Genomic DNA, 18,118 nt, shown 5'->3' with positions numbered 1-18,118 from the left:
ATTTTGAAAAATCGTTACCCATTTGGGTACCTTATATTCTGGACCTTGTGAATATTACTAAAAGTACTCTATGAGTGATGTTTTATTAATAAGGAGGTTTTCTTTTGACTGGAGTTTCAATCATTAACCGTGTAGCAATTGGTGATATTATCAGACGTAGTGCACGCCGATTCCCTGACAAAATCGCTTTGGTAGATGAAAATAACGACACATTAACCTTTAAACAGTTTGAAGAAAAATGTAATCAATTCGCGAATTATCTTTTGGACACTGGTTTTAACAAAGGAGATTCTGTTGTTACCATTTGTTCCAACTCGATTGATTTTGCAGTGGCCATCTATGGAATCGTAAAAGCTGGACTCGTCTGGGTTCCCATCAATCCAGCAATCTCTTTATCTGAAAAATTGTATGTATTAGAAAAATGCGAAGCAAAATTAATTTTGAGTGATGCTGAGTTTTTAGAAGGGATCGTTGACCAATTACTAGGGGTCTGTGATTCCATTCTAGCGATTGGCGGTGAGAATCTAGTAAACGTAAAATCCTACTCTGCTGCATTTAAGGGACAGTCCTCTAGGGAGCCTGAAGTGGACATTAACGAAAGGGACGTTGCTCAAATCATGTTCACTAGCGGAACAACTGGCAATCCAAAAGGGGTAATGATTAGCCATCTTGCAGTGTACATTGCAAGTCTAAATAATATTATCGAGGCAGAAATTAGAGAAAACGATGTTGGATCTGTGATGATGCCAATGTTTCACTGTGCACAGCATACATTAATGACCGCTATGTTAAACATCGGTGCAAGAGTGGTCATTATTAAAAAGTTTGAACCTGAAAGTTTTATGGAAACGACAGAGAAAAATAGAATCTCTTGGGTATTTGCTCTTCCAATGATGTTTGCCGCAGTGATTAACCACCCGGGCAGAAATCAATTTGATTTAGGTTCTTTGCGCTATTGTATGTATGCGATGGCACCTATGCCGAAAGCTCTGTTAGAAAAGGGTATCAAGGAACTTAATTGCCGTTTTTCTCTGGGGAGTGGACAAACAGAAATGTATCCAGCTACCGTCATCTTTAAACCAGAGTACCAAATGAGTAAGTCAGGTCCTTATTGGGGTCAACCGTCCTTAATTACAGATTTAGAAATCATGGATGAACAAGGAAACCTTCTTCCACAAGGGGAGGTAGGAGAAATTGTCCATCGTGGTCCAAACGTAATGAGTGGCTACTTAAAAGATCAAGAAGCAACACGCGAGAGCCACAAGTATGGCTGGCATCATACTGGGGATCTTGGCTATATCGATGAAGACGGCTTGCTAGTGTTTGTTGAGCGCAAGAAAGATATGATTAAAACAGGCGGGGAAAATGTTGCATCGATCCAAGTGGAACATACGATTATCGCCCATGAAAAGGTTGAAAATGTAAGCGTTGTCGGTTTGCCTCATAGCCATTGGACAGAAGCAGTTACGGCATTCGTTAAACCGAAAGCGGGGGTAGAACTCAGCGAAACAGAAATCATCCATTATTGTAAAAACCATTTAGGGTCTTTCCAGGTGCCGAAATCTGTCATTTTCATCGAAGATTTCCCGATGACGACAACTGGAAAAATTCAGAAAAACATTCTCCGTAAACAATACAATGACTATTATCAAGAGCAAACCATTTCAAAGGGAGTTGAATCTAAATGATAAAAGGAATTGGTTCATGGTTAGTAAACCACAAAGATAAGAACCCTAATAAGCTTGTGGTCATTTCAAATGAAAAGCGGTTTACTTATCAGGAATTTAACTCACGAGTAAATAGGTTAGCAAATGCCTTGTTGGATCATGGAGTAAGAAATGGAGATCGGATTAACACCTTACTATTTAATACGAATGAACAGCTTGAAACCATGTTTGCGTGTGCAAAAATTGGAGCGATCTTTGTACCAATCAATTACCGATTAAGTGCGAAAGAGGTCGTGTACATCATCCAAGATTCTTCTTCTAGTCATTTAGTTTACGATGAAAAATTAGCCAGTCTAGTAAGTCAAGTAAGAACAAATAAATTGAATTTAAGAGAATATATTTTCGTAGGAAAAGAATCTTCGGGTGATGTGAATTATGAGGATTATATCTATGAAGCTAGCGATGGTGAACCAGATTTTTCAATTGACTTAGATGATGTTCACATGATGATGTATACGTCAGGAACAACCGGACGACCAAAAGGAGCCATGCTGACCCATGGGAATACATTGTGGAATGCGATCAATGCGTCCCATATTTTACCGTTCGTTGAAGATGATTCAACCCTTACCGTTGCCCCTCTTTTCCATATTGGCGGGATGAGCACCTTTACAACTCCGCTAATCTATAAGGGAGGAACCATTATTTTAGATGAAAAGTTTGATCCGCAGCGGACATTGGAACTGATTGAACAGGAGAAAATCACCACACTCTTTTTGGTTCCCGCCATGTGGTTAGCTTTAACTCAAGTTCCTAATTTTAATGATTATGACTTAAGCTCCCTACGATTGAATTGTTGTGGTGGGGCTTCCTGTCCAATAACTGTAATTGAATTTTTCCAGGAACGGAATATTCCTTTCTTCGAGGGATTTGGAATGACAGAAACCGCACCAGTGGTTGCTGTACTCGATTCCAAAAATAGTCGCCGAAAAAATGGTTCTGTTGGCAAGCCACCTATGCATACAGAAGTCAGGGTAGTTGACCCTAGTGACCGCGACGTTCCTGTTGGCGAAACAGGAGAACTCATAATTAAAGGCCCAAATATTTTAAAAGGGTATTGGAATAATCCAGAAGCGACGAAAAAATCAATTAAAGATGGTTGGTTCTACTCGGGAGATTTAGCACGCTTTGATGATGAAGGATTTCTATATATTGTCGACCGGAAGAAAGATATGCTCATTACAGGGGGAGAGAATGTTTATCCTGTTGAAGTGGAGCAAGTCTTATTTAAACATCCTAATATTAAGGAAGTAGCCGTTGTTGGCGTACCAGATGAAAAATGGGGGGAATCAGTTAAGGCGTACATCGTCCTTAAGGATAAAACAAAATCCATCTCAATCGAGGATATACGACAATTCTGCGAAGAGAAATTGGCCCGATTTAAACATCCTAAATTTTATGAGATCCTCGAGGAACTTCCAAGAAATGCAACCGGAAAGGTACTGAAGACAATTTTAAGATCTGAAAAGAAATTAGTTTAATTCATGATAGATATAATAGATGATAAAAAAGATCATATTCCAAGAGCAGAGCTACCATTATTTTGGTAGCTCTGCTGTTTCATTGTAGGAACATTTCGATGCAGTATAAGTAGTAAGCTTTGCTTTAGTGTAATATTTCTATTAAACATTATTTACCATATTTTCTCCTGTTTTTTAGCAGGTATTTTAACTTAGTATACCGAATGTACTATGTTAGCACTCCTGAATACAAAAAGAAAGGGTTAAACGAACATTTGAGTACATATTCTCATTTCCCAATGGGAGATGAATTTTTGGTCATACAAAGCAAGAGTGCACGATAAGATGATTAGATATTCGTAGGTTACAAGACAGAAGGGAGGAAATGATCTTTGCACAGCATACGTTGGGTTTGGGGGTATATTCGCAAATATCGAGTAGGCTTATTCTTTGGTCTTGCCATGGCCTTATTTGTTTCGGTATTAAATATGGTGAACCCTTATATCTCTGGGATGATCATTGATAAGGTCATCTATGACAATCAAACAGAGTTATTATGGCCATTACTTGGAATTATGGTTGGGGTCACTTTTTCCAAGACGGTGATTCGCTATAGTTATCAGCTTATATTCGAACGTATCTCTCAGAGTACTATTTTCAAGATTCGCGGAAAATTGTATGATCGGCTTCACCAATTAGATTTTCATTTTTATGACCGAACAAAAACAGGGGATATTATGGCGCGTATGACCGGGGATATGGAAGCGGTTCGACATTTTACTGCTTGGGTTATTTACATGATTTTTGAAAACGCGACCATTCTGCTTTTTGCTTTAGGACTTATGTTTTATATTCATCCACCATTAGCTTTAGCCATGCTGGCGGTTACCCCGATCATAGGCTTTTTGGCTTTTCGCTTAACTTATTCTGTTCGGCCGACTTTTTCAGCCATTCGCGGTCAGTTTGCGCGATTGAACTCGGTTGTGCAGGAAAATATTAGTGGTAATCGTGTCGTGAAAGCTTTTGCCAAAGAAGACTATGAAATCGAAAAGTTTTCTGTCGAGAATGCTGCGTTTAAAGAGAAGAACTTAAACTCCGCCAGAATATGGGAAAGATATTTACCTGTGCTAGATTCCCTTGCTGGCGTGTTAACGATCATCATGATTTTAGTTGGCGGTATCATGGTCATTAATGGCTCACTGACGGTTGGGCAATTGGTTACGTTTAACTCCCTGATTTGGGCATTGACGAACCCGATGCGGATGGCTGGTTGGTTGATCAATGACGTTCAGCGTTTTATTGCTTCGGCTGAACAGGTTGAGGAATTATTAAACACTGAACCGGAAATCGTCAATCCGCCAGAAGTAGTGAAGGTGAAGGAGCTGAAAGGGTTTGTGGACTTTAACGATGTCTCATTTCGTTATGGTGATGAGCTTGTGTTGAAGGATATTTCGTTTAACGTGCTTCCAGGTCAAACGGTGGGAATAATCGGACCGACCGGCTCAGGAAAGTCAACGTTAATCAATCTGCTTAGCCGCTTTTATGATAGTGACAGTGGGGAAGTTCGTGTAGATAAAACCAATGTGAAGGATTGGAATCTCTACAAATTGCGCGAAAATATGGCTACCGTGATGCAAGATATCTTCCTTTTTTCCGATACGATTGAGGGAAATATTGCTTATGGTAACCCACATGCGACTCTAGAAGCGGTTCAAGAAGCGGCCAAAAGGGCCGAGGCACACGAATTTATTTCGAAACTGCCTGAAGGCTATGATACCATTATCGGCGAACGTGGCGTCGGTCTTTCAGGAGGACAGAGGCAACGAATTGCCCTGGCTCGTGCGTTTTTAAAGGATTCTTCCATCATTATTCTTGACGATACGACTTCAAGTGTCGATATGGAAACAGAACTCAAAATACAAAACACACTTAAGGCAAATTTTAAAGATAAAACTTGTTTTATTATTGCTCATCGGATCTCTTCTGTAAAAGAAGCGGATCTCATTCTGGTGATGCAAGATGGGATGATTATCGAACACGGCAAGCATGATGAGCTCATAAACAAAAAAGGCTATTACTACAATGTGCTCCAAAATCAATACGGGAATTTTGATGAACAGCACCAGGGCAAGGAAGTGATTATCTAGATGGCAAGGAATAAGTTTGATGTCGATGAGGATTTAGAGACTCCCTTTGACCTGACACATTTAAAGCGGTTAATGGTCTACATAAAGCCACATCGAAAACAGATTATCTTTACAGTATTAATTATGTTGCTAGCAAGTGGTGCAGGGCTAATTGGACCGTATCTCATAAAGCAGGCCATTGACGAGAAAATCCCGAATGGTGATATTGCTGGTTTGTTTCAGCTTGCAGGTATTTTTATCGTAGCGATTCTGACCACAGCTATCTGTATGAAATATCGAATCCGCTTGATGTCTCAGGTCGGTCACAGCATCATTGAGGCAATCCGAAAAGATTTGTTTACACATTTGCAAAAACTCTCTTTTTCGTTCTACGACAGCAGACCACATGGCAAAATCCTTGTGCGTGTCGTGAACTATGTGAATTCATTAAGTGACTTGCTTTCAAATGGGTTAATCAATTTGATTACCGACTTGTTCAGTCTTATGGTCATTCTCGGTTTTATGCTCTCGATTGATGTGAAGCTGACACTGATAGCAATGGCTGGTTTTCCCGTCTTTGCCGCTGTTATTTTTATCATTAAAAATGCCCAGCGAAAATCTTGGCAAACGTTAAGCAATAAGCAATCCAATATGAATGCGTATATTCATGAAAGCATTAATGGGATAAAAGTAACCCAAGCGTTTACAAGGGAAGAAGAAAACAAAAAGATTTTTCATGATGTTTCTAATAGCTATCGTACTTCATGGTTGCGGGCGATTAAAATTCAATTTCTCGTCTGGCCATCGATTGAGAATATCTCGGTGTTAACGGTCTCTTTAGTGTACATCGGTGGAATTGCGATGATTGGGAATGGTGTTTCGGTTGGGGCACTGGTTGCCTTTGTTGGTTATCTATGGATGTTCTGGACGCCGCTTGCGAATCTCGGAAACTTCTATAATGCGATCATTAATGCCATGGCGTATTTGGAACGTATTTTTGAAATGATGGATGAAAAGCCAACCGTCCTTGATGCTCCTAATGCGAAAGAGCTACCAGCGATCAAAGGAAAGGTTGATTTTAAGGATGTTGTTTTTGGATATGATGATGAAAAAATCCTCGACAAAATCAATATTCACGTAGAACCTGGCGAAACGATTGCGTTAGTCGGGGCGACAGGCTCAGGGAAAACGACAATTGTTAGTTTGCTTAGCCGGTTTTATGATGTGAAGGGTGGCAGTGTTAAAATTGATGGTCATGATATTCAGACTGTTACACTAGCTTCGCTACGCAAGCAAATGGGGGTTATGCTCCAAGATCCCTTTATCTTCTCTGGAACCATCATGGATAATATTCGGTATGGCCGGCTTGATGCGACAGATGAAGAAGTGATTGCCGCTGCAAAAGCGGTGCAGGCTCACCCGTTTATTGCGAGTATGAAGGATGGTTATCTCACTGAGGTGAATGAGAGAGGTTCAAGGCTTTCGAGTGGTCAGCGACAATTAATCTCATTTGCGAGAACGCTCTTAGCGGACCCGAAAATTTTGATTCTCGATGAGGCAACCTCCTCAATTGATACGGAAACAGAGTTGGCTTTGCAAAAAGGACTTGAAACGTTATTAAAGGGAAGGACCTCCTTTATTATCGCTCATCGCCTATCGACGATTCAAAATGCTAGCCGTATTCTTGTGATCAATAAAGGGCGCATCCTTGAGGAAGGGGCACATGATGAACTTATTGGGCGGAAGAGTTTTTATTGGAAGTTGCATCAAGCTCAACATCGTTCGTTGGTTGTGGGCTGAACATTACAAAACCAAGGAAATCCTTGGTTTTTTTTATGTTCTAATTAGAACTCATGTAACTAGTAATGTTAATGCAGGTTTTAATCATTAAATATTGAATTAAATAGAATAGTATAAAAGGAGATGATCTTGAAAGTGGAAAAGAAAACACGAATTGGGAATACGGATTTATATGTAAATCCGATAGGTTTAGGAACGAATGCAGTTGGCGGACATAATTTATTTCCAAGCTTAGATGAAGCGGCGGGAAGGGAATTAGTTTTGACCGGACTGGAGAATGGCATTAATTTTCTAGATACAGCGTTTATCTATGGACCAAAACGCTCTGAAGAAATCATTGGGGAAGTGTTAAAGGAAAGAGGAAATCGTTCAGAAGTTGTGATTGCCACAAAAGCTGCCCATAAATATGTTGGGGAAGAGATTGTACTTGATAATTCACCAGCCTTTTTAACGCAAGCAGTTGATGAAAGCTTAAAGCGTTTACAAACAGATTACATAGATTTATTTTACATTCATTTTCCAGATGCCAATACACCTAAAGATGAAGCTGTAGGAGCATTAAAACAGTTAAAAGACAAGGGGAAGATTCGTTCCATCGGGGTATCAAACTTTACTTTGGATCAGTTAAAAGAAGCGAACAAAGATGGTTATGTTGATGTTGTTCAGGGTGAGTATAATTTAATTAGTCGCGATGCGGAGAAGGAGTTCTTTCCCTATGCGCTCAACCAGCATATCTCATTTATTCCTTATTTCCCGCTTGCAAAAGGAATATTAACCGGTAAATATCAATTAGATTCAGATTTGACTGGAAGACGTGGCAAGTTTTTTGAAAAACCACTGTATGAACAAACGCTTGAAAAGGTAGAACACCTAAGAAACATTGCCGCATCAAAGGGCATAGAAATTGCTCATCTTGTGCTTGCTTGGTACCTAACAAGAGAAGCCGTCGATGTTATTATTCCAGGTGCTAAAAATGCAACTCAAGTGTTGCATAATTTAAAAACATTAGATGTTCAATTAACTGCTGATGAGATAGAAGCGATTGATGTGATTTTTAGATAAAATAAAAGGTTTTGACAGAGGTAAAGCATCCCCTTCACTATTGAACTTAATTAGGAGGGGAGTGCTTTACGTTTCTAAATCACTTTGAACAAAGCTTCATTAGCTATAAAATGAATCGGTGTATTTGGGAACATTTCAGCCATTCTTGTGGCAATGTCTTTCATCCCAGGTTCTTCACTTTCGGCATGACTAGTATGATTAAGGATTTATCTTTACCCTGAGCAATCGAATCGCGTACATATTCGGGAGTTTCCCATTCCGGTCCTTCGCCGTATAGGACGAGAGCAAGTTGATGTCTTTCAAAAAGGGGAATCACATTTGGGCCACCACCTCGAAACTCAGCCAATATTCCAACACGCGTACAACGCTTGGTCAAGTTGCCTACATAACGTAAGTAATCAATCTGGAGTTTGTCTTTTACATGATTTACAACTTCCTCAGTCGTCACACTTGGGATGTTCAGAATACTTGCTGCTGGCTGATACTCCTCCACATATTGGTCCCAATTTAATGCTCGAACTAAGCCCATCGTAATTCCGTCAGGCTTATAGCGATGTATGTAATCGTGTATACGGTATATGGAGATTCCTGAGTCTTTGATAAATTGATGTTTCTCCTCCAGTACTCGATTTTCTTCAAGATCGTTTTGGTCCCAATGGCTGTAAAATAACCCTTCATGGGTAATCAGAAGATTCGCCCCCAACTCAACGGTTTTCTTAATAGCACCATAGGTCGGCATAAACGAAACAGTGACTCCGGTTACCTCCATGTCGGGGGACCCGTATTTTAAAGTATCGACGGTATTTTCAAGCTTATCTTCCGAAGCTGTTAATTGTTGAATCACGTCTTTGAACAGTTAGGCTCATCTGTTAATTCATTTCACTAGGTTCTTTATTACTTATGCTCATTTTAATGGTTTCATTATACAGTATAAAGAGGGAGAGCGTTGGTTTGGCTGCAATCGATTACGCAAACAAGCCTTTAGCAAAAAATATTAAAAGAAGAATTGCTCCACCACTCCAATAAACAAGAAGGATAGAATGATAGTAGGTACGAGAAGTAAAAGCCTTGTCCCAAAACGTGTGGAACTGAAGCGTCTAAATATCTTCCAGATTAAGCTGAAACCAATCATCAAGAGAGGCAGCCCGATGCAAATGGCAATAAAATCTACCAGAGTAAACGGCTTACTAATATAGCCATCAATGAAAATATTAAAACCAAAAACGGTGCTTAGTAATAGGAACTGATAAACAAAAAAACGAATATAGCTCATTTTAGAACTCCTCTTAATTGTCATAATATCCCTTATAATAGTACATAAAATACCATATTGTCATTAGGAGTATCTCACTATTTGGATCTCCTATATAACTCAACGTTACAAACGTTAACAAAATTGTCTTTATTTTGAGCCTTATATCCTTTGCTTTTATGGTAAAATTAGGTAAGAAAGATAAACTTAGCCAAGCAAGGAGATGAGAAGGATGTTAACGATTTATTCTAGGATCGTCGTTCCTTATGATCATTCTGAGTTGAGCAAGAAGGCTTTGAAAACTGCAATGGCTCTAGCAAGGCAAGACAAAAAGATTGAGTTGTTAGTTGTGATGGTCATCCAACCAGAGGTAACAATCGCCTACCAACAAACTAACCAACGTGAAATTCAACGGGAAGCTTTTGGAAAGATACGGAGTTCAATTGAAACGGAGCTATCGGTATTACCAAACCGAACAAGAACGTTTGTATTGGAAGGAGCTCCTGCGCCTCTTATCGTGGATTTTGTGAAGGAATATGACGGAGACTTAATCGTAATGGGAAGCAGGGGCTTAAGTGGACTGAAAGAAGTGTTTTTAGGAAGCGTCAGCCATTATGTTGTCCAAAAAGCGACTTGTCCTGTTTTTGTAGTAAAATAATTGTCCAAATGCCTATATAAAATTAAAAATGGCGAACAGTGCTCTTACTGTTCGCCATTTTATATTTTAAAATCCTGGATCTACTAGCTAAATTTCAATAATTGATTAGAATCAAGGAAAACAATATTTTCTTCGGATAGAATGAAAGACAAACCTGAATGAGGGAAAAGAGGTGGATTTTTTTGAGAACTATAATCAATCATCTAATAGAACTGGGTGTGGAGCGACATCAGATTTTTGAGTCAGAAACCCTCGCTAATCATACTTTTACGAGAACGGGTGGACTTGCGGATATCTTTGTTCAACCGAGAAAGGTAGAAGATGTTATCCGTATTGTTCAATATGCAGGGAAAGAAAAAGTCCCTCTGACCGTTCTTGGGAATGGGTCTAATGTGTTAGTTAGCGATAGAGGAATTAAAGGGATTGTCATGAGTATGGTCAAGTTGAATGCTATTAAAGTTAAAGGAGAAGAAATAAAGGTGGGAAGTGGCGCGGCCCTTATAGACGTATCAAAAATCGCACTAACTCATCGCTTATCTGGCCTAGAATTCGCTTGTGGAATTCCTGGAACTATTGGGGGTGCTGTTGTCATGAACGCAGGTGCATATGGCGGGGAAATTTCATCGGTATTAAAGTGTGCTAAGGTGATGATGTCTACGGGGGATCTTCTCACTTTATATGAAAAGCATTTTCAATTTGGATACCGAAGCAGTACTTTTTCGAAAGAAAACTACATCATACTCGAAGCGACTTTTCAGTTACATAGGTTCAAATATATCCTTATTAAAGAAAGAATGGAACGCTTTACTCAGTTGCGCGAGGCAAAACAGCCATTAGAGTATCCTTCCTGTGGCAGTGTTTTTAAGCGACCACATAATCACTATACGGGTAAGTTAATTCAAGATTGCGGACTGCAAGGTTTTAAAATTGGTGGGGCAGAGGTATCATCGAAACACGCAGGTTTTATTGTTAATATTGGACATGCAACGTCGACTGATTATTTACGAGTAATTAGGCATATTCAAAAAAAGTAAAAGAGAAATTTGACGTTGACCTGGAAACAGAGGTTCAAATCCTTGGGTGAAAAAATACTAAGGCTAAAACATGGGATTAGCTTATTATCATTTACTGAAATTAATAAATGATGAAGGAAAAGATAGAGACTTGACGAAATAAAACTATTAATGTCAACGTCGCCTTGTCATACTGAATTGCAAAAACAGAATAGGTCCTAAAAGGAAAGTAGGTGCAAACAAATGGAATATGTGAAACTAGGTAATACTGGGATGGATGTTTCTCGTCTCTGTCTGGGTTGCATGAGTTTTGGTGCCCCAGAGCGTGGAAGTCACCAGTGGGTTTTAAATGAAGAAAAAAGTCGCCCAATGATTAAAAAGGCACTTGAATTAGGAATTAATTTTTTTGATACAGCGAATGTGTACTCAGATGGAACGAGTGAAGAAATTGTAGGGCGTGCTTTAAAGGATTATTCGAAGCGCGATGAGGTGGTCATTGCAACCAAAGTTCATGGGAGGATGCATCAGGGTCCGAATGGGGCTGGACTTTCGCGCAAGGCAATCATGAGTGAAATCGATAACAGCTTAAGAAGACTCGGGACCGATTATGTTGATCTCTATCAGATTCATCGCTGGGATTATGATACCCCGATTGAAGAAACGATGGGGGCCTTGCATGATGTTGTGAAAGCCGGAAAGGCAAGATATATTGGCGCTTCTTCCATGTATGCTTGGCAATTCCAAAAGGCCTTACATATTGCTGAAAAAAATGGCTGGACCCGGTTTGTCTCTATGCAGAACTACTTAAACCTTCTTTATCGCGAGGAAGAACGTGAGATGCTGCCGTTGTGTAAAGAGGAGAAAATCGGAGTGATTCCTTGGAGTCCCATGGCAAGAGGTCGACTAACTCGGGATTGGGATGCAACAACTGCGCGATCGGAAACCGATGAGTTTGGAAAATATTTGTATGAAAAAACGGCAGAATCAGACCGATTAGTCGTTGAACGGGTAGCACAAATCGCTGAAATACGCGGTGTTCCTAGAGCTCAAATTGCGCTTGCTTGGGTGCTCCAAAAAGACATGGTAACAGCACCAATCATTGGCGCAACGAAAATGTCTCATTTAGAGGATGCGGTGGCCTCTCTTGAGGTCAAATTGTCCCCAGAAGAAATCGTATTCTTGGAAGAACCTTATGTCCCACATCCGGTAGTTGGATTTAAATAAGGGTTTGTTTTTAAATGAATTCGAACATAATTACTTAAAATGGAAGTTCCAAGCTGCTTGGGACTTTCTTTTGGTTAGAAATATAGTTCCTAGGATTTAAAGTTAGTTTGTGGTAAAATTTTCACTTCGGAGAGCAATCCATCTAATACGTTTAAATTTTATCCTTTTTCCTGATTTTTACTAGTTCAACTGGATAAAACTAATTAATAGAAGGAACGTCTCTATAGAGAAAATGGAGTTGATAGAATGCCGAAAGCGAAGGCAAAAAGTGGTATTGGTAGAGGAACAGGCAAAAAGGGTTGGAATCGTTGGCAAGCAAAGGCAAACAAAGCAAAGACTAAACCCTACAAAAGCAAAGGCACAAAGATAGCTGATAATTCCAAGTCAAATGAAGAAAAATGATAAATTACCTGATATTACCTAAGTGAGTGGTTTATTTAGAAGCTTTTGCAGTCAATGAAACAGTAGCCTTCTTATTTAAGAAGGTTATTTTTTAAGGGAAATATTTTTTTCCAAACTATTGGGTATGGTAGAGTTTTTGTTAAACGTAAGGATCAGTGATATAAATTGGAAATAAGTAGAAAGTGAGTGAATGAATATTGGATACAAAAATTAGTGCAAAAATGAAAATAAACAAGCCAGCCAATGATGTGTTTGAAGCAATCGTAGATCCAGTAAAAATAGGGAAATACTGGTTCTCCTCGAGTTCAGAAAGATGGGAACAAGGCAAAACGGTTACCTTGAGGTATAATGAATATGAAGCAGAAGGGGATATAAACATATTAGAGCTAAACTTAAATAACAAAATTGTGTTTTCTTGGGGAGGGGAGCATGACGAAGCTACAATTGTTTCCATTAAACTTGAAGAGTTAGATCATAACCGTACAGTAATTGAAATAACTGAATCAGGTTTAAGAGCCGAGGACCCTGAAATTGTAAGTAAAATGTTAGGACAAAAAGAAGGTTGGGTGTATATGTTATCTTGTTTAAAAAGCTATTTGGAAAATGGGGTAACTGATTTAAGAGCATCACTAGTCCATTAGATCCCCAAAAGAGGGGAGGGAATCTCAAGAACAGTTTTTTAAATTGAAATCCCCTAGTAAAGGGAAATTTTGGTAATATGTATACGAATGGAAATTGTTGTACATATAAACTCAGGTTCACCATGTCTTTAATAAAGGCTCTTTTCACAAACTTTGTTGCTCTTGGATACAAATTCGGTTGAATTAAGCTTTGTTTCCCTTCAAAGTACCCTTTTATTAATGAGAAAAGAGCGCGCAAACTTCTTATCACGTACCAAATAGCTTATCTTGCGTTAAAATCGTCTTTAGGTAGTAAAAATCGGCTTTAAGATTTTTACAATTTTAACAACAATCTTTAAGAAAACAGCCTTAATAAAAAAATCGGGGGACAGGTTGCCCTTGTCCCTCATCCAGGTATCGTAATATGTTGTAGGTGGGTTTGATTGATCTTCATCACATAGGAGTGAGGCTTTTCCGCATTGCGCTTATTTAGCTCATTGAAGAGGTTCTTATATTCAACAATGGATATTTCTCTATGAATATATCTTTTTTGAACATAATCTAATAGTTCATTCGCGTGTAGTGGGGGCTGATTCTTTTCCAACTGAAAACGATGAATTAATTCCTCTAACATAAAATCACTCCATTTTTAGATTGTTTGCTAATTGAAAACGCTTCCATAGTCAAGTATAACATGTGATTTTGATATGATGAATTATTAAATAATTCAAATTATCGACACATTTCTACATTGCCTAAATGGTTAACCTCAAAAAAACAGCTTCAATGCCCAATAAAGATAAGGGATTGAAGCTGTTTTTTAACGATGTCGAAACATTCAAATCAAGATGAAACCAACGACTAAATACAACATAGTAGCAATTGATGCGCCAATGATGCAGATCTTCAATTTATAGCGAGCGTAATCAACGATATGCATATCAAGAATCGATGCTGTTGTAATCGTTGTATCTCCCAATGGGGAAGCTAATGCTCCAAAGGCCCCACTAGCAAACACAGCGCCAACGGTTAAGGGAATTGAGGCTCCCGTTGCGACGGCTAATGTCATCCCTAAAGGCATAAACAACCCCCAGGTACCCCAGGAAGAACCAATAAAATAACCTACCGTCGAACCAAGTAAAAAGATGATGGCAGGTGTTAAAAAAGCAGGCAGAAAGGATCCCAATGTTGAACTAATGAAAGCAGAAAATCCAAGGTCATCCGCTGATAACGTGAGCGCCCAAATGAGGACGAGCAGGCTAATGGCTTCCATCATCTGATTGCCCCCATCATAAAAATGGTACAACAATTCGTCCAATGGTTGTTTCCTGATAATATATAAAATAAACGACAATATCAGAGTGATAAAAACAGCTAAAAGCATCACAAAAGTGGCATCCGCAACCGAAAACGCCTCAAATACTGACTCAGCACCTCTTGCTGTACCGTCTTTCCACAAAAGATATAAAGACAATCCTAATAGAATAAAAACAGGAATAATTAAATTCCACGGCTGTGCTTTTACTAAATCCAATTCTCTTTTAATTCCAACCCGATGAAACTCATGCTCATGGTCATCCATAGGGGTGTTTGCTTTTGGTTGGTCTGACTTCTTTTTCGGATTCCATAGTGTTTGAATGATGCCAATAATCAACATGGCAATCGCGAAGAAATTAAAGAGAATGCTCAGTAAAAATACATGATAAGGCGACATATTTAGGTTTAATTCTAGAATCCCGCCTTCTACTAATGAGACCATAAACCCAACAAATGCTGTTGCCACTGGTAAGAGGACAATAATCGACTCCGTTGAAATGTCCAATATTAACCCGACCTTTTGCTTCGATAGGTTCATTTTTTTTACCAGAGATTTAATGATGGGACCGACCATCATAATACGAAACATTGGCATCATAAACGTAAACGGAAGGGTAAGCCAAATCACTCCTAGTAACCCCCGTTCCGAGTTAATTTTCGTGCCAACCCACTCAGAGAACCCTTTAATTCCGCCAGAGATGGTCATCATCCCAACAAGGCCACCAAATAAATAGAGAAAAGCAATGATCTTAATGTTGGTCTCGTCCGACAAGGTGGTGACGATATAGGTGACAGATTGATAAGGTCCGTCTACAACGTCTGTGGTCACAATAAATGAACCTACTAGCAGGCCAACCACAAGGCCAGGTAAAATGTTTTTGAGCCAAATCGACATTGAAATCACAATTAGAAACGGCAATAGAGAAAGCCAAGTATGTCCCAATTCTTTGCCTCCTAACTCAAAGCTGTCTGTACGAATAAAATTAGTTGATGAGTTCAATTTGTATAGTATTGCCTACGATGATTTTTTCTATGTTTCATTCTGTAAACGATGATGGATGGAGGGCGCGAATAACTAGGTTATATTTTTCGAAATAAAAAAGATACAGCTTAGTGTCCAAGTTAGTAGCCGTCATGTACGAAAGCACACATCCTGAAACCAGTGACTAGGGTTCCTTCCGGATAAAGTTTTCAATTTACGGAAAAAATACCTTTACTAGCTAACGGAGGTTTTTTTATGGAGAAACACAATATTAAATTGACTTCTTCCGAGGTCGCAAATCTATGGTCGAATTATATTGGTGATAGCATGTCCATTTGTGTGTTCAAGCACTTTTTAGCCCATGTCGATGATACTGAAATTAAAACGATCCTTGAGCACGCTATAGATTTATCGGTCCAGCATGTTGAAACGGTAAAAGGTATTTTTCTAGAAGAAGGAATACCTGTTCCCCAGGGATTTACTGATGAGGATGTGAATGAAAAGGCCGCCCGTTTATTTGAAGACCCATTTTATTTATACTATGTTAAAAACATGACAAAGGGTGGACTAGCCACGTATGGCGCTATTTTGCCAAATGTATTCCGTAATGATATTAGAGAATTTTTTATGTCTTGTTTATCTTCGACAATGGAACTATACAATGAGACGACTAATTTGCTTTTGTCAAAGGGGCTTGAAATTCGTTCCCCAGATATCCCTTACCCTACAAATGTAGAATTTGTAGAGAAACAGAGTTTTTTAGCTGGATGGTTTGGGGATAAACGACCACTTTCGGCTATTGAAATCACTCATTTATATGCGAATATCCAAACGAATAATTTAGGGGAAGCCTTAACCCTTGGATTTGCTCAAGTAGCGAAACGAAAAGATGTGAAAGATTATATTCTAAGAGGATTACAAATCTCAAAAAAGCATATTGAAAGCTTTTCCAAGCATCTCAAGTCAGACTCACTGCCTGTTCCAATGCCATGGGATCAAGCCGTGACCATTTCTAGTGAACCACCGTACTCAGATAAACTAATGATGTACCATGTTGGCTTATTAAGTAGTGCAGGAATGGGGAACTATGGTGTTTCGATGTCCTTGTCTCCGCGAAGAGATTTATCCACCTTATATGGGGAACTGATTGGCGAAGTGGGACTTTATGCCGAAGATGGGGCGAATATCAATATTAAACATAAATGGATGGAAAGACCTCCCCAAGCTGCTGACCGGGACGAATTAACGAAATAGCATTTTCTTTCCCTTTGCTTCAAATATAACAGTATCGATACTACCTGTTGGTTACTTGCCCGTGTAAAATATTGCACAAACAAAAATAAATGGCCTTTATCCTCGAAAAGATTAAGGCTTTTTTTATTCGAAAAATTAATAATAAAGGGATTCCCCGTACGGAGTTGATTGAGTGACAATAGGAGAAGTTGCTTTTTTTTGTCTTAAAACTGAATAATTTTAACAGTAAAAGCCTTTCATTATGGTATAATATTCCTGTCAACCGTAACTGGAAGGTGTGATATCCTGTGTCCGAAAAATTAAAACAAATAGTAAACGAACGTAATAGTTTTCTAGACATTTTAACTAAGGGAAGGTATCATCTCTTTCAAAAAAGAAGAGAGTTTACGATGTGTACAGAAACAGATAGACTACTTATTCGACCACTTAAGAAAACGGATTATTCAAACTGGCTAAACGAGTTTACTAACAGACTTCCTTCCCAGCACAAACACGATAAAGGGAGAATGAACATGAGTAACTGTAGCGAACAGTGGTTTGTTCAATTGGTGAGAGATCACCAAGAGTTAGCGTTGGCAGATCAAGCGTATATTTTTGGAATTTTTCGCAAGGATGATGACGCCCACTTAGGCATGGTAGACTTTTCGACCTTAGCAAGAGAAAACTTTCAATGGGGGCGGATAGGATATACCATTCACAATCAGTTTTGGCGCCAAGGCTATGGGAAAGAGGCGGTTCTCGCAGCTTTACAGCTAGCTTTTTCTGAGCTTCATTACCATCGAATCGAAGCACATATCAATTTGGATAACATGGCGTCGATTGAATTAGCCAAAAGTATCGGCATGGAATTTGAATGTATTCGCGAAGCGTTTCTCTTTGAAGCAGGAGAGTGGATTGACCACAGGGTTTACTATAAAAATGCTCATTAAGCTCTTAGAATAACTCTTTTGAATTTCATATGTCTAGTCGGACATAAGAAATTCCCTTCATCAAAAAAAGCCCTCTACTAAGGGCTAAATACGTTTTTTCATGCCGCATTGCCGACACTCTCTAACAAATGCATAATTGTGAACCGAGCTTTTAAAAAGAACATTTCCGCAATTATCACATCGACCACTTACTTTATCTGGGTATTCTTCGTAATCGTATATTTTTTCTAAATCATATTCCGTTTTTTCATTTTCCATCCTTCTGGCTCCTCCGTATAAGCTTTCTTATCCT

16 protein-coding genes and 1 pseudogene are annotated in these 18,118 nt (G+C 39.0%); 12 read left to right on the top strand and 5 right to left on the bottom strand.

All coding sequences use genetic code 11. The features are described 5' to 3' along the window. The first annotated feature begins 104 nt into the window (after positions 1-104). The 5 genes from LG336_RS14570 (at position 105) to LG336_RS14550 (ending at position 8,175) form a co-directional block, all read left to right on the top strand. Positions 105-1,688, top strand: coding sequence for an AMP-binding protein (locus tag LG336_RS14570; RefSeq protein WP_404328231.1), 1,584 nt, complete (start codon positions 105-107; stop codon positions 1,686-1,688). Next, on the top strand, positions 1,685-3,208 hold the full coding sequence (gene menE, locus LG336_RS14565) for an o-succinylbenzoate--CoA ligase (protein WP_404328230.1): 1,524 nt from the start codon (positions 1,685-1,687) through the stop codon (positions 3,206-3,208). The genes LG336_RS14570 and menE overlap by 4 nt, the downstream gene beginning before the upstream one ends. Before the next feature lie 371 nt (positions 3,209-3,579). Further along, positions 3,580-5,334, top strand: coding sequence for an ABC transporter ATP-binding protein (locus LG336_RS14560; protein ID WP_404328229.1), 1,755 nt, complete (start codon positions 3,580-3,582; stop codon positions 5,332-5,334). Beyond that, on the top strand, positions 5,335-7,113 hold the full coding sequence (locus LG336_RS14555; protein WP_404328228.1) for an ABC transporter ATP-binding protein: 1,779 nt from the start codon (positions 5,335-5,337) through the stop codon (positions 7,111-7,113). A 135-nt stretch (positions 7,114-7,248) separates the two neighbouring features. Then, complete coding sequence (locus LG336_RS14550; protein ID WP_404328227.1) at positions 7,249-8,175, top strand: aldo/keto reductase; 927 nt, start codon at positions 7,249-7,251, stop codon at positions 8,173-8,175. A 160-nt stretch (positions 8,176-8,335) separates the two neighbouring features. Here the strand turns inward: LG336_RS14550 and LG336_RS14545 are convergent, their stop codons facing one another. Beyond that, positions 8,336-9,019 (bottom strand): Nif3-like dinuclear metal center hexameric protein, encoded by a 684-nt coding sequence (locus tag LG336_RS14545; protein ID WP_404328225.1) that lies wholly within the window; start codon positions 9,017-9,019, stop codon positions 8,336-8,338. Positions 9,020-9,169: 150 nt separating this feature from the next. Next, the gene (locus LG336_RS14540) at positions 9,170-9,448 is read right to left on the bottom strand and encodes a hypothetical protein (RefSeq protein ID WP_404328224.1); all 279 of its coding nucleotides are present in this window, start codon (positions 9,446-9,448) and stop codon (positions 9,170-9,172) included. A 211-nt stretch (positions 9,449-9,659) separates the two neighbouring features. Between LG336_RS14540 and LG336_RS14535 the strand changes: the two genes are divergently transcribed. The 5 genes and pseudogenes from LG336_RS14535 to LG336_RS14515 all read left to right on the top strand — a co-directional run bounded on the left by LG336_RS14535 (position 9,660) and on the right by LG336_RS14515 (position 13,365). Continuing rightward, positions 9,660-10,085 (top strand): universal stress protein, encoded by a 426-nt coding sequence (locus LG336_RS14535; RefSeq protein ID WP_404328223.1) that lies wholly within the window; start codon positions 9,660-9,662, stop codon positions 10,083-10,085. Between the two features lie 176 nt (positions 10,086-10,261). Then, positions 10,262-11,169 (top strand): annotated as a pseudogene (murB, locus tag LG336_RS14530) (UDP-N-acetylmuramate dehydrogenase). A gap of 172 nt (positions 11,170-11,341) precedes the next feature. Then, entirely contained in the window at positions 11,342-12,322 is a 981-nt protein-coding gene (locus tag LG336_RS14525; RefSeq protein WP_404328222.1) for an aldo/keto reductase, read from the top strand. Between the two features lie 246 nt (positions 12,323-12,568). Further along, positions 12,569-12,724 carry a DUF3934 domain-containing protein gene (locus LG336_RS14520; protein ID WP_404328221.1) on the top strand — a complete coding sequence of 52 codons (156 nt, stop codon included), beginning with the start codon at positions 12,569-12,571 and terminating at the stop codon, positions 12,722-12,724. Positions 12,725-12,921: 197 nt separating this feature from the next. Further along, positions 12,922-13,365: an SRPBCC family protein gene (locus LG336_RS14515; protein WP_404328220.1), complete on the top strand. Its 444-nt coding sequence runs from the start codon at positions 12,922-12,924 to the stop codon at positions 13,363-13,365. Between the two features lie 385 nt (positions 13,366-13,750). Here LG336_RS14515 and yppF read toward each other — a convergent pair whose 3' ends face one another. After that, positions 13,751-13,978: a YppF family protein gene (gene yppF / locus LG336_RS14510; protein WP_404328219.1), complete on the bottom strand. Its 228-nt coding sequence runs from the start codon at positions 13,976-13,978 to the stop codon at positions 13,751-13,753. Positions 13,979-14,182: 204 nt separating this feature from the next. After that, positions 14,183-15,604, bottom strand: a complete 1,422-nt coding sequence (locus tag LG336_RS14505; RefSeq protein WP_404328218.1) for a Na+/H+ antiporter NhaC family protein — start codon at positions 15,602-15,604, stop codon at positions 14,183-14,185. Between the two features lie 294 nt (positions 15,605-15,898). On the opposite strand from LG336_RS14505, the gene LG336_RS14500 reads away from it, so the two are divergent. Both LG336_RS14500 and LG336_RS14495 read left to right on the top strand, forming a co-directional pair. Further along, positions 15,899-16,897, top strand: a complete 999-nt coding sequence (locus LG336_RS14500) for a DUF3231 family protein (RefSeq protein ID WP_404328217.1) — start codon at positions 15,899-15,901, stop codon at positions 16,895-16,897. Between the two features lie 389 nt (positions 16,898-17,286). Then, positions 17,287-17,826: a GNAT family N-acetyltransferase gene (locus LG336_RS14495; RefSeq protein WP_404333170.1), complete on the top strand. Its 540-nt coding sequence runs from the start codon at positions 17,287-17,289 to the stop codon at positions 17,824-17,826. 84 nt (positions 17,827-17,910) lie between these two features. Here the strand turns inward: LG336_RS14495 and LG336_RS14490 are convergent, their stop codons facing one another. Beyond that, positions 17,911-18,084 carry a hypothetical protein gene (locus LG336_RS14490; RefSeq protein WP_404328216.1) on the bottom strand — a complete coding sequence of 58 codons (174 nt, stop codon included), beginning with the start codon at positions 18,082-18,084 and terminating at the stop codon, positions 17,911-17,913. Between the last annotated feature and the right edge of the window lie 34 nt (positions 18,085-18,118).

The organism is Mesobacillus maritimus (assembly GCF_044803185.1).
GTDB lineage: Bacteria > Bacillota > Bacilli > Bacillales > Cytobacillaceae > Mesobacillus_B > Mesobacillus_B maritimus_B.
Note: the sequence above shows the minus strand (reverse complement) of the source record. Positions and strands in the feature narration are given on the sequence as shown.